Source organism: Betaproteobacteria bacterium, from assembly GCA_009377585.1.
Taxonomy (GTDB): domain Bacteria; phylum Pseudomonadota; class Gammaproteobacteria; order Burkholderiales; family WYBJ01; genus WYBJ01.
In genome coordinates this window covers 42,049-55,318 of the sequence record WHTS01000013.1, presented here as the reverse complement: position 1 = coordinate 55,318, position 13,270 = coordinate 42,049, and the positions used below count along the sequence as shown (strand labels likewise).

Below are 13,270 nucleotides of genomic sequence, written 5' to 3'. Positions count from 1 at the left end.
CGGCCGCCCATGAAGGAGTCCGATCAGCCCGACTCGCGGCCGGATCCCTCCCGCGTCGACCCGCAGGCGCTCGGCACCGATCTCGAGCGCGGGCTGAGCTCCGCAGAGGCGGCGCGCCGACTTGCACAGGACGGCCCGAACGAGCTGCGTCAGACGCCGCCGGTTCCCGCCTGGCGGCGCCTCGTCGGCCAGTTGCGCGATCCGCTCATCTACCTGCTGCTGGCGGCGATCGTCATTTCGCTGGTCGCGTGGTTCATCGAAGGCGCACAGGGCGTTCCGATCGATGCGCTGGTGATCGCCCTGATCGTCGTGGTCAACGCGGTGCTCGGCTTCGTGCAGGAAGCGCGGGCCGAAAGCGCGGTCGCAGCGCTCGCCCGGATGACGGCGGTGACCTCCGCGGTCATCCGCGATGGCCATCCCCTGCGCATCCCCAGCGCCGAGCTCGTGCGCGGCGACCTGCTCGTGCTCGGCGAGGGCGACTCGGTCGGCGCCGATGCGCGCCTCGTTCAGGCCGCGGCGCTGCGCATCCAGGAAGCGTCGCTCACCGGCGAGAGCGAAGCCGTGCTCAAGGACGTGGCGACCTTGCCCGAGCCGGTGGCGCTGGGCGATCGCGTCAACATGAGTGCTGAGCGGCGGCAGCCTTGCCGGAAATGCCGACTTGCGCCAGGGCGAGCATGGCGAATGGCAGATCCAGGGCGACCCGACCGAGGCCGCCTTCCTGGTCGCCGAGCGCAAGCTCGGCGTGGCCGAGCGGCGGGCGCAGCGCTTCGAGCGCGTGGGCGAGATCCCGTTCACCTCCGAGCGCAAGATGATGTCGACGATCGACATCGATCACGAGCACGGCGACGAGCGCATGCTGATCAGCAAGGGCGCGCCCGACGTGCTGCTCGAACGCTGCACGCGTGTACGCCAGGGCATGGAGGTCGTTGCGCTCGACGAATCGGCGCGCAAGCACATTTTGGCTGACGTCGACGCGCTGACCGATGACGCCCTGCGCACGCTCGCCGTCGCCTACCGGCCACTCGCGCCGGGCGAGGAAACGGCAGCCGATCCATCGCTGGAGCGCGACCTGATCTTCGTCGGGACCGTCGGCATCATCGACCCGCCGCGCGAGGAAGCGGCGGTCGCGATCCGCGATGCCCGGCGCGCGGGCATCCGGGTCATCATGATCACGGGCGACCATCCGCGCACGGCCGCGCGCATCGCTGCCGACCTCGGCATCGTGGAACGTGGCGCCAGTGCGCTCACCGGGCTCGAGATCGACGCGCTGGACGAGACGCGGTTTCGCGAAGCCGTGCGCAAGGTTTCGGTCTACGCGCGCGTTGCGCCGGCGCACAAGCTGCGCATCGTCGACGCGCTGCAGGCCGACGGCCAGATCGTCGCGATGACGGGCGATGGCGTGAACGACGCGCCGGCACTCAAGTCCGCGGACATCGGCATCGCCATGGGTGTCACCGGGACAGAGGTCACAAAGCAGGCGGCGAAGATGATCCTCGCCGACGACAACTTCGCCACCATCGTGGTTGCCGTGCGCGAGGGGCGGCGCATCTTCGACAACATCCGCAAGTTCCTGCGCTACCTGCTGTCGTCGAACATGGGCGAGGTGCTGACGGTGTTCCTCGGCGTGGTCGGCGCCGGGGTGATCGGGCTGACCGGCGGCGGCGACGGGCTGGTGCTGCCGCTGCTCGCCACGCAGATCCTGTGGATCAACCTGATCACCGACTCGGCGCCTGCGGCCGCGATGGGCGTGGACCCGGAGACCGAGGACGTCATGGCGCGCAAGCCGCGCCAGCTCAGCGAGCGCGTGATCGACGGGCGCATGTGGGCCGGCGTCGTGGAGGTGGGCCTGGTCATGGCGGTGGCCACGCTGCTCACCCTCGACATGTACCTGCCCGGCGGACTCATCGAAGGCGGGCGCACGTTGGACAATGCACGCACCGCGGGTTTCACGGTGCTCGTTTTTGCGCAGCTGTTCAACTGCTTCAACGCCCGCTCGGAGCGGGCCAGCGCGTTCCACGGCATGTTCGCGAATCACTGGCTGTGGGGCGCCATCGCGCTTTCGCTGCTGCTGCAAGTGGCGGTGGTCAACGTGGGCTTTCTCAACATCGCGTTCGGCACCGTGCCGCTCACGCTCGAGCAATGGCTGCTCTGTGCCGCCATGGGCAGCCTGGTGCTTTGGACGAGCGAGTTGCGCAAGCTCGTGTGGCGGCTGCTGACCTCGAAACGGTAAATTGTTCTCGCGCGCGCGTCGAAGGCGGGAAGACAGCCGTCCGGTCAGGCGGTACGCTTATTGCGGCAGTCGTGCGTTCCATCCCTCACCCCCAGCCCCTCTCCCAGGGGGAGAGGGGAGTTCCAGAGCTCGGTTTGCTATCCGCTTGAAGATCTCGATAAACACGCCGGCTCGAAGCCATGCACACCCTAATGCGAACGCAGTGGCAAGCTCCCCTCTCCCTCCGGGAGAGGGGCTGGGGGGTGAGGCCGGTGTTTCGCGAACCATGGTTCGCGCCGGCCGAACGGCATCGGCCTGCATGCCGATGCGCGCACTGCAGGTGAGGGAAAAAAGGGAACACACCTCGGAGCATGCGAACTCTCATGCGAATGCTATCGGTATCGATCGTGCTGCTGCTTGCCGCGCAGGCGGCAGTGCAGACGCCGGCTGTGGGCGCGCCGGCGCGCCCCGGTGCCTGTCCATCACTGGAGACGCGCCCGGCGAACGCCTCCGAACAGAAGCCCGCCTTCGTGGGTCAGACACGCACCTGCGCAGCGAAGTCGAACGTCGCGTTCGAGGTTGTCGTGCTGGCCAAGGGACTGGTTCAGCCCTGGGCCGTCGAGCCGCTGCCCGGCGGTGACGTCCTGGTCACGGAGAAGACGGGGCGCCTGCGCATCGTGAGCGCCGAGGGCGAGCTCGGAGCGCCGATCGCGGGCGTGCCGAAGGTCGACGCGCGCGGGCAGGGTGGTCTGCTCGATGCGGCCTTGAGCCCGCAATTCGAATCCGATCGGACGATTTACCTCAGCTTCTCCGAAGCGCGCGAGGGCGGCAACGGCACCAGTGTGGCGCGAGGCGTTCTGTCCGCGGACCGCCGCAGCCTGGAGCAGGTGGGCGTCATCTTCCGCGTGCTTCCGACCTATGACGGCACGATGCACTACGGCTCGCGGCTTGCATTCGGGCCCGACGGCAGGCTCTACGTCACCACGGGCGAACGCTCGGTCACGGCGATGCGCAAGTATGCCCAGCAGCTCGACAGCCATCTCGGCAAGGTCATGCGCATCCAGCCGGACGGCTCGGCGCCGAAGGACAATCCGTTCGTCGCCAAGCCGGATGCGCTGCCCGAGATCTGGTCGCTGGGACATCGCAATGTCCAGGCGGCGGCATTCGATTCGAAGGGCAGGCTCTGGGTGGTGGAGCACGGCGCACGCGGTGGCGACGAGCTCAACCTCATCGTCAAGGGCGAGAACTACGGCTGGCCGGTAGTGGCCTACGGGCGCGAATATTCCGGACAGCCGATCACCGGCTCGGTCCCGGACCGGCCGGGCTTTGAGCAGCCAAGCTATTACTGGGACCCGGTGATCGCGCCTTCCGGCGCGCAGTTCTACACGGGCAGCCTGTTCCCGGCCTGGAAGGACAGTCTTTTCATCGGCGCGCTCAAGGAGCGCCGCCTGGTACGGCTCGTGATCGAAGGCAATCGGGTGCGCGGCGAAGAGCATCTGCTGGCCGAGCGCGGCCAGCGCGTGCGGGACGTTCGCCAGGGACCCGACGGCGCGCTCTACGTGGTGACCGACGAATCGGACGGCGAGCTGTGGAAGATCGTGCCGCGTCGCTGAACCGCGTGGGGCGGAGCGCTCCAGACCCCGCGGGGCGACTTGAGCGCCCCGCGCTGCAGGAACCGGCGGAGCCCGGAGTCCGCTGCTCTCCAGGAACCGGGCACGCGAGTTGCCCCACGCGACAGCGTTTTCGTCCGGGCGATGGACTCACCCGCGCAGTGATACGCCTGCGCGACGCAGTGACCGGCCCGGCGCTCCCGTGCGGGCGCTCGACACCATGGAAGTGGCGAATGTCTTCGAAGACAAATGCCGAAGCTCGGTGTCGCGGCCAGAAAAGCCAACAGCGGGGCATGGATGCAGGTTGCATGCACCAGGGAGGCCTCCCTCCCGGTCCGGAGCGCGATTCGCAGTTTGTCTCGGGCTGATCCTGATCTGCACAGGCTGCAATCGCGGCGCGGAAGATCCCAAGGCGGCGGCGCAGAAGGGCCAGGCGGCGCCCTTGCCGGTGACCGTGATCACCGTCGAGCCGCAAACGCTACCGGTAACCTGGGAAGTCATCGGCCAGACGCAGGGCACGCGCGAAGTCGAGGTGCGCCCGCGCGTGACCGGCATCCTGCTCGAGCGCCTCTATACCGAGGGCAGCTTCGTCAAGCGCGGCACGGCGCTGTTCCGCATCGATCCGCTGCCCTTTCAGACGGCGCTCGAGCAGATCCGCGGCATCGTGGGTCAGGCCGAGGCCGAGCTGGCGCGAACCGAGCAGGACGTGGCACGCCTGCAGCCGCTGTACGCGGACAACGCGGTCAGCAAGAAGGAGCTCGACAACGCGGTGTCCGCGATGCAATCCGCACGAGCCAATCTCTTCTCTGCCCGGGCGCAGTACAAGACTGCCCAGATCGATGTCGGCTACACCTCGATTGCCGCCCCGATATCCGGCGTCACCAGCCGCGCCGCCGTATCCGAAGGCAGCCTGGTCAATGCGATGGAAACGCTGCTCACGCGCATCTTCCAGGTCGACCCCCTTTGGGTGACTTTCAGCTTCGCCTCCAAGGACTACTCGCAGATCCAAAGCGAAATCGCGGCCGGGCGCATCGAACTGCCTCCGGAGCGGAAGTTCACGGTCGAGCTGCAGCGGCAGACCGGAGAGTTCTATGGCCGCACGGGGCGGCTCGACTTCCAGGACACGTCGGTCGACCCGAAGACCGGCACCATCCAGGCGAGGGCACGGTTTCCCAATCCCGACGCCGAAATCCTCCCCGGCGCGTTCGTGCGCATGCGCATCCGCGGCGCGGTTCGGCCCCATGCGATCCTCATCCCGCAGCGTGCCATGCTGCAAGGTCCCGGCGGGCAGAGCGTCTACGTCCTGACCGAATCCGGTAAGGCCGATTTGCGCCCGATCGTCACCGGCCAGACCCGCGGCGAGAACATCATCGTGGTGGAGGGCCTGAAGGCCGGCGAGCGGTTGATCGTCGACGGCGTGGTGAGACTCCGGCCAGGCGTGCCGGTCCAGGCCGTCCCCGCGCCCGCCGCTGACGCCGGTAAACCGGCCGCCCCCGGCACGGCGCCGCCGCAGAAGGGGGCGCCCGAGCCTCCGAACCGGAAGCGGTAGCGGCGTGTTCTCGCGCTTCTTCATCGACCGGCCGATCTTCTCGACCGTCCTGTCGATCGTCATCGTGCTGGTCGGGCTGGTGTCGCTCACCACGCTCCCGGTCGCGCAATTTCCCGAGGTCTCGCCCCCGACCGTCACCATCAGCGCCAACTATCCGGGCGCGAGCGCGGAGGTGATGTCCGACGTCGTGGCCGGGCCGATCGAGGAGCAGGTGAACGGCACCGAAGGCATGCTCTACATGAGCGCGACTTCGGGCACGGGTTCCGCGTCCATCACGGTGACCCTCGACATCGGCACCGATCCGGCCGATGCCACGGTCGACATCAACAACCGGGTGCGGCTCGCCGAGCCGCGCCTGCCCGAGGAGGTCCGCCGCCTCGGCGTGGTGGTTCGCGAACGCTCGACCAACATCGTGCTGATCGCCTCGCTGCTGTCGCCCGACGGACGCCACAACGCGGTCGAGCTCACCAACTACGCCCAGCTCAACGTCATCGACGAGCTCAAACGCATTCCCGGCGTGGGCGATGCCTCTCTCTTCGGCACCCAGAACTACGCCATGCGCATCTGGGTCCAGCCCGACCTGATGCGCCAATACGCGCTGACGACCTCCGATATCGCTCAAGCGATCGGCGAGCAGAACTCGCAGTTCGCGGCCGGACAGATCGGCGCGCCGCCCAACGGCGGCAAGGTACCGTTCACCTACACCGTCACCACCAAGGGCAGGCTGCTGGAAACGAGCGAGTTCGAGAACATCGTGCTGCGTGCGAACCCGGACGGATCGCTGCTGCGCCTGAAGGACGTGGCGCGCGTCGAGCTGGGCGCGCAGGGCTACGACTTCATCGGCAAGGTGAAATGGACAAACCGCCGTCAACATGGGGGTGTACCTGCAGTCGGGCGCGAACGCGCTGGACGTATCCCGGGTGGTGCGCGCGCGCATGGACGAGCTCGCACAGCGCTTTCCCGAAGGCATGGTGTATACGGTCCCGTTCGATACCACCATCTTCATCGACGCCTCGATCAAGGAGGTCGTGAAAACGTTGATCGAGGCGATGCTGCTGGTGCTGCTGGTGGTGGTGTACGTGTTCCTGCAGAACTGGCGCGCCACGCTGATCCCGATGCTGGCCGTTCCGGTCTCGCTCATCGGCACGTTCGCAGGCATGCTGGCGCTCGGCTTCACCGTCAATACGCTCACCTTGCTCGGCCTGGTGCTCTCTATCGCCAGTTCGCGATCACCATCGCCATATCGGTCGGCATTTCCGGGCTGGTGGCGCTGACGCTGAGCCCGGCGCTGTGCGCCGTCATGCTCAAGCCCGAACGTCGCGAGCCGCGCGGGTTGTTCCGCTATTTCAACCGCGGCTTCGACTGGCTCACTGGCCGCTACACCGCCGGCGTCGCCTTTTTCATCCGGCGCTCTGCGCTCGCCCTGATTCTGTTCGGCGTGATGATCGCGCTTACCGTGGGCCTTTTCCGTGCGGTGCCCACGAGCTTCGTTCCGGCCGAGGACCAGGGCGTGTTCTTCGCGTCCATCCGGCTGCCCGACGCATCGGCGCTCGCTCGAACCGAAGAGGTGTCGGATCGCGTCGTGCGCATGGCGATGGACAATCCGCATGTCGAGAATGTCGTGCAACTGGTCGGATTCGATCTCCTGGGCGGCGGCCTCAACAGTGCGACGGCGACGCTGTTCATCGGGCTCAAGCACTGGGACGAGCGCACCGCGCCGGGCGCCGACGTGCAAAGTCTCATCCCCTGGTTCTTCGCCCAGACCGCGGCGATCAAGGAGGCGATCGTGCTCGCCTTCAACCCGCCGCCCATTCCGGGCCTCGGGGCGACCGGCGGGTTCGAGGCCAATATCCAGAGCCTCGGCGGCGCGGACAGTGTCGAAATCGCGCAGGCGACGCAAAAGCTCGTCGACGCAGCCAATCAGCGTCCCGAGCTCAGCGGCGTGTCCACTCAGTTTCGCGCCAACATACCGCAGCTCTATGTCGACGTCGACCGCGAGCGGGCAAAAGCCTATGGCGTGCCGCTCAACCACATCTTCGATTCGCTCCAGACCATCCTCGGCGCCCTGTACGTGAATGACTTCAACGCCTTTGGCCGCACCTACCGGGTGCAGCTGCAGGCCGAGGCGCCGTTCCGCTCGCAGCCCGAGGACATCGGCCGCATCCACGTGCGCTCCTCGGCGGGCGAGATGATTCCGCTCGCCAGCATGATCCAGGTCGAACGCGTGACCGGCGCCGGCCAGGTCGAGCGCTTCAACGGCTTTCCCTCCGCGCGCGTGATCGGCTCCGCCGCTCCCGGCTACAGCTCGGGCGAAGCCCTCTCGGCCATCGAAGCGACCACGGCCGAAGTGCTGCCGCTGGCAGTCGCGAGCGGTGCGGGTGCGGGCAGCCGGCATTCGATCGGAACGGGCGTGGTCGGCGGCATGCTCGCAGCGACCGCGCTCGCGATCCTGTTCGTCCCGCTGTTCTACACGCTGATGGCCGGAAGACAGCGCGGATCGCCCCATACCGCGCCGACCGCCAACGCGCCCGCGGACGATAACAAGCCATGAGGCGAGCGCTCGCCATGGGGGTTCTCGTGCTCGCCGGTTGCGCCGCACTGCGCACCGATCACCCGCCGGTCGATGCCGGGATGCCCGCTGCCTGGCACCTCGATGGGGTCGATACCAGCTCGGCGCCGCTCACGGTCTGGTGGAGCACGTTCGGCGACCCGGTGTTGCAAGAGCTCGTCGTCGCGGCCCTGGACGGCAACAGGGATCTCGCAATCGCAGCAGCGCGGGTAGCCCAGGCGCGCGCCAACCTCGCACTGGTCCGCAGCGAACAGTTTCCCACGGTCAGCGCGCAGGCGAGCGCCGCTCGCGCCCGCTCGTCCGTCACGCTGCCCGGTGCGCCGAGGATCGCCAACGACTTCGCGCTCGAAGGCCTGATCTCCTACGAAGTCGATCTGTGGGGCCGGCTGCAACGCTCGACCGACGCGGCGCGGGCCGATCTCCTCGCCACTGCCTATGGGCGCGAGACCGTTCGCCTGACCCTCATCGCCGACGTCGCGCGCTCCTACTTCACCTTGCGCAGCCTGGACCTGCAGTTGGAGATCGCGCAGCGCACCCTGCGCGTGCGCGAGGATGCGCTGCGCCTGGCCGAGCGGCGCTGGCGCGGCGGGGTCACCTCGGAGCTCGACTATCGCCAAGCCGAGGTCGCGCTGCAGAACGCCGCGGCCGTCATCACGAACCTCGAGCAGCAGACGGGGGTGGAGCAGAGCACGCTGTCATTGCTGCTCGGCCGCTTTCCGCACGAGATCCCGCGCGGCGTCCCGGTCATGGCGTTCGCCGCTCCCCCCGACGTCCCGGTCGGCCTGCCTTCGGTGCTGCTTGCCCGGCGCCCGGACATCCTGACGGCGGAACAGAATCTGCTGGCGGCGAACGCGCGCATCGACGCTGCCCGGACATTGTACTTTCCGACCATAGCGCTCACCGGCGCCTTCGGCTGGGCGAGCTCGTCGCTGTCGAACCTGCTCAGCAGCGGGGCGCTGTTCTGGCAGGTCGGTGCCGCCGCCGCGCAGTCCATCTTCAACGCCGGGCGCACCCGCGCGCAGGTGGAGTTGCTCACCGCGCAGCAGCAGGAGCTGCTCGCGCAGTACGCCAAGACCGTCCAGGCGTCGTTCGCGGAAGTCGAGAACGCGCTCATCCGGATTCGCGGCGCGGCCGCGCAGCATGCGACCCAGGCGGCCCAGGTCGCGTCCACCGAACGCACGCTGGCGCTCGCCGAGACCCGTTACCGCAACGGCTATTCGAGTTTCCTCGAGGTGCTCGATGCGCAGCGCAATCTTTTCACCGCCGAGCTCGCGCAGGTTCAGGCACGCGAGACCCAATTGACTTCGCTCGTGACGCTGTACCGCGCTCTCGGAGGCGGATGGGACCCGGCTGCCATCGCGGCCGATGTCGAGCCGTCGCGTCCGGGGGGGGGCCTGGGGAACGGCGGGTGCAACAGTAGCTGTCCGTCCATCACTGTGACCGCAAAGGAGACGCTATGGAACAACTGCTATCGAGAACCTGGTGGATGCTCGCGCTGCACGGCGCCATCGCGCTGCTGTTCGGCATACTGGCCTTGATCTGGCCCGGCATCACGTTGCTGGTGCTGGTTTCGCTGTTCGCCGCGTTCGCGCTGCTCGTCGGGGCGGTCACCGTGGCCGGCGCGCTCAAGCATCGCACCATGAACGGCGGCTGGTGGCTGATGCTGCTGCTCGGCCTCGTCAGCCTGGTCGTCGGCGTGATCGCGGTGTTCCAGCCCGGCGCCACCTTGTTCGCGTTGGTGCTGCTGATGGCGGCCAATGCGCTGGTGACGGGCGTCCTCGAAATCGCCGTCGCCATCCGTTTGCGCAAGGAGATCGAGCATGAGTGGCTGCTGGCCCTCACCGGCGTGGTGTCGATCGTGTTCGGCGTTCTGGTGCTGATGTTTCCGCCGGCCGGCGCGCTGGCGCTCGCATTGTTCGTAAGTTTCTATGCGGTCGCAACCGGCATCCTGCTGCTGGTGCTGGCGTTTCGCGCGCGCCGCTGGCAAAAGCATTCGGATCCGCACAGCGGCTTTCATGATCCCAGCGCGCATCCGCGCGGAACCTGAGCCCAGTGGGCGAGGCACGCGGACGGCTCCTGGTACCGGGGCGCAACTGCTGGCGCATCGAGCGCGCGCACCGGCTCGCCTTTCTGATCGATGCGAGCGCGTATTTCGCGGCGCTGCGCTCGGCGATCGCGCAAGCCCGGCGCAGCGTACACATTCTCGGCTGGGATTTCGACAGCAGGATCCGGCTCGTACCGCACGGCGCTGGAGACGGCTACCCGGAGGAGCTGGGAGAGTTTTTGAAAGAAGTGGTGAAGCGCCGGCGACACCTGCACATGTACGTGCTGTCATGGGATTTCGCGATGATCTTCGCGCGCGATCGCGAGTGGGTGCCGTTGTACAAGATGGGCTGGAAGACCCATCCGCGTGCACGCCTGGAATTCCGGCTCGACGACAAGCACCCCGTCGGCAGCTCGCACCACCAGAAGGTGGTGGTCGTGGACGACGAGGTGGCTTTCGTCGGCGGGCTGGATCTGACGCACGGGCGCTGGGACACACCCGAACACCGCCCGATCCAGCCCTATCGCCGCGATGCGCAAGGTCGTCTTTGCAGACCCAACCACGACGTGCAGGCGCTCGTCTCCGGCCCGGTGGCGGCTGCTCTGGGCGATCTTTGCCGCGATCGCTGGGTGCGCGCGACCGGCCGGCATCCAAGCTACGACGACACCGAGCTGCCAGCCGACCCGTGGCCCGAGACCACGCGAGCGGAGCTGTTCGATGTCGACGTCGCGATTGCGCGCACGGACCCCGGGTACGGAAACGGGACCCCGGTGCAGGAGATCCGTCATCTCTATGCCGACGCCATCGCGCAAGCGCGGCGCACGCTATACCTGGAAAACCAGTACTTCAGCTCCAGCCTGCTGGGGGCGACACTCGATCGGCGACTGCGAGAGACGAACGGACCTGAAGTCGTGGTCGTGTCGCGGCTCACCGAGGAGGGCTGGCTGGAGGAGCGAACGATGGGCGTGCTGCGCGCGCTGCTGCATCGACGCCTGGTACGTGCGGACGCCCACGGTCGCTACCGCTTGCTCTATCCACACATCCCGCGGCTGCAGCGGCCGAATCTGCTCAACGTGCACAGCAAGGTGCTGATCGCTGACGACGAGTTCCTGAGCGTGGGGTCGGCCAATTTCAACAACCGTTCGATGGGCTTCGATACCGAGTGCAACCTGGCCCTGGAAGCGCGCGGAGAGCCACGCATCCGGCAAGCGATCGCGGAATTCCGCAACCGGCTGCTCGCCGAACACCTGAACACCACGCCGCGCGCCGTCGCGCAGGAAATGGAGCGTCATCGCGGCAGCCTCATCCGGGGCATCGAGGCCCTGCAAGGCGCCGAGCGCACCTTGAAGCCGATCGATCCCGTGGTCCCGGACGACGCCGATGCGCTGCTGCCCGCCAGTGCGCTGGTCGATCCCGAACGTCCGGTCGACCCGGACAAGCTCGTGGCCGAGTTCGTGCCTGCTGAAGCGCACCGATCGATCGCGGGCCGCGTCGCCCGCTACCTGTTCACCCTGCTCGTTGTCGCCGGGCTCGCCGCGGCGTTGCGCTGGACGCCGTTGCGCGACTGGATCGAGCTCGGGCCGATCGTCGAAACGATGCGCGCCTTCGCCACATGGCACTGGGCCGCGGCGGCGACCATGGGTCTTTACGTGGTCGGCAACCTGCTCGGTTTCCCGGTCACGGTGCTCGTAGTGCTGACCGCCCTCGTGTTCGGTCCGCTGTTCGGCGGCATTTTCGCCTTCGGCGGCGCGCTTTTGAGTGCCGGTGTCATGTACGCCCTGGGAAAACGGCTCGGACGCCACGTCGTGCGCCGGCTCGCCGGCTACAAGTTGAACCGCATTACGCGCCGGCTCGCCCGCAAAGGAATCCTCGCCGTCGCGCTCATTCGCCTGCTGCCGGTGGCCTCGTTTCCCAAGACCAATCTCGTCGCCGGTGCTTCGTATATTCGCTGGCGCGATTTCTGGCTCGGCACGGTGTTGGGCATCGCCCCGCGGATCGCGCTCACGGTTGTCTTCGTCGACCGCGTGCAGGCCGTGATCGCGTCGCCGGGACTAGACACGCTCGCAGGCCTCGCCGTCGTGACCGCCGTCCTGATCGGCGGGGGACTGCTGGTATGGCGCCTGTTCGGGCGCTACAGTGCTCTCCCGGCAACGGCCCGCCAGACGTGAATCGCGTGGCGCCCACCTTCCATCTACACAACGGTGCGCTGACGGTACGGATCCCGGAGATGGGCATCGATCCGGCGCTGCTCGCACAGCCCCCGGAGCGATGGGGCATCGAACCGGGGAGCGAGGTCGAGATCGTGCGCATCGAGGCGCCCCCGCAGTGGCACTGGCGCAGCCACGATGCGGCGTTCCTCGCGCAACTCGTGAGCCACCTGGAACGTCCCGGCCATCCCATTGCCATCGAAGGTCTGCCCGCCGACATGGCCGATCTGCTGGCGCTGGCGCGACGGCCATCGTCGCTGCGCCCGGCGCAGACTGCACCGCGGCCCGGTTTCGCCGCCCGCGTAGGATTGCTGGCGCAAGCGCACGCGGCCGGCGTCAAGCGCTTCATCGATCTGCTGGGCGAAGTCGTCCTGCTGCTGCCGCGATTCGTCGCCGGCCGGGCCAAGGTGCGCCGCGCAGAAGTGCTCGACGTGATCGCGGAGTCGAGCACGCGAGCGCTTTTCATCGTCGGGATCGTGAACCTGCTGATGGGCGCCATCCTGGCTTTCGTGGGCGCGGTGCAGCTGCGTGCGTTCGGCGTGGGGATCTACGTGGCGGACCTGGTCGGCATCGCGGCGGTGCGCGAGCTGTCGCCGATCCTGACCGCAGTCGTGCTGGCCGGGAGGACGGGCGCAAGCTTCGCCGCACGCATCGCCACCATGCAGAGCAACGAGGAAATCGACGCGCTCACCACGTTGGGCGTGTCGCCGGTGGAGTTTCTGGTGCTGCCGCGGGTGGTCGCACTGAGCGTCTCGATGCCACTGCTCTATGTCTATGCCTGCACGCTGAGCCTGCTGGGGGGGATGCTCGTGGCGACCCCCTTGCTGGACATTTCGGCTACGGCCTACATGGTGCAGACGCGCGATGCGATCGCGGGAGCAAATTTTGCGATAGGGGCGCTCAAGGCGCTGATCTTCGGTGCCTCGGTCGCGCTGATCGGCTGCCATTACGGGCTGCGGGCCGCGCGCAGTGCGGCCGGTGTCGGCGAGGCCACCACGATGGCCGTGGTGAGCTCGATCGTCGTCATCATCGTTCTCGACGCGGTGTTCGCGATGTGCGCGAATGCCCTCGACGTATGAGCC

General features: G+C 67.7%; 6 protein-coding genes and 2 pseudogenes. All 8 read left to right on the top strand.

Going from position 1 to position 13,270, the window contains the following annotated elements:
* Positions 1–9: 9 nt before the first annotated feature.
* The 8 genes and pseudogenes from GEV05_07000 to GEV05_06965 all read left to right on the top strand — a co-directional run bounded on the left by GEV05_07000 (position 10) and on the right by GEV05_06965 (position 13,267).
* Positions 10–2,230: pseudogene (locus GEV05_07000) on the top strand (HAD-IC family P-type ATPase).
* 350 nt (positions 2,231–2,580) lie between these two features.
* The gene (locus GEV05_06995; protein MPZ43131.1) at positions 2,581–3,822 is read left to right on the top strand and encodes a PQQ-dependent sugar dehydrogenase; all 1,242 of its coding nucleotides are present in this window, start codon (positions 2,581–2,583) and stop codon (positions 3,820–3,822) included.
* A gap of 199 nt (positions 3,823–4,021) precedes the next feature.
* Positions 4,022–5,368 carry an efflux RND transporter periplasmic adaptor subunit gene (locus GEV05_06990; protein ID MPZ43130.1) on the top strand — a complete coding sequence of 449 codons (1,347 nt, stop codon included), beginning with the start codon at positions 4,022–4,024 and terminating at the stop codon, positions 5,366–5,368.
* Between the two features lie 4 nt (positions 5,369–5,372).
* Positions 5,373–7,919, top strand: a pseudogene (locus GEV05_06985) (hydrophobe/amphiphile efflux-1 family RND transporter).
* Positions 7,916–9,475, top strand: coding sequence for an efflux transporter outer membrane subunit (locus tag GEV05_06980; protein MPZ43129.1), 1,560 nt, complete (start codon positions 7,916–7,918; stop codon positions 9,473–9,475). The pseudogene GEV05_06985 and the gene GEV05_06980 overlap by 4 nt, the downstream one beginning before the upstream one ends.
* Positions 9,394–9,984, top strand: coding sequence for an HdeD family acid-resistance protein (locus GEV05_06975; protein MPZ43128.1), 591 nt, complete (start codon positions 9,394–9,396; stop codon positions 9,982–9,984). The genes GEV05_06980 and GEV05_06975 overlap by 82 nt, the downstream gene beginning before the upstream one ends.
* Positions 9,981–12,149, top strand: coding sequence for a hypothetical protein (locus GEV05_06970; GenBank protein MPZ43127.1), 2,169 nt, complete (start codon positions 9,981–9,983; stop codon positions 12,147–12,149). The genes GEV05_06975 and GEV05_06970 overlap by 4 nt, the downstream gene beginning before the upstream one ends.
* Positions 12,095–13,267 (top strand): ABC transporter permease, encoded by a 1,173-nt coding sequence (locus GEV05_06965; GenBank protein ID MPZ43126.1) that lies wholly within the window; start codon positions 12,095–12,097, stop codon positions 13,265–13,267. The genes GEV05_06970 and GEV05_06965 overlap by 55 nt, the downstream gene beginning before the upstream one ends.
* Positions 13,268–13,270 lie beyond the last annotated feature (3 nt).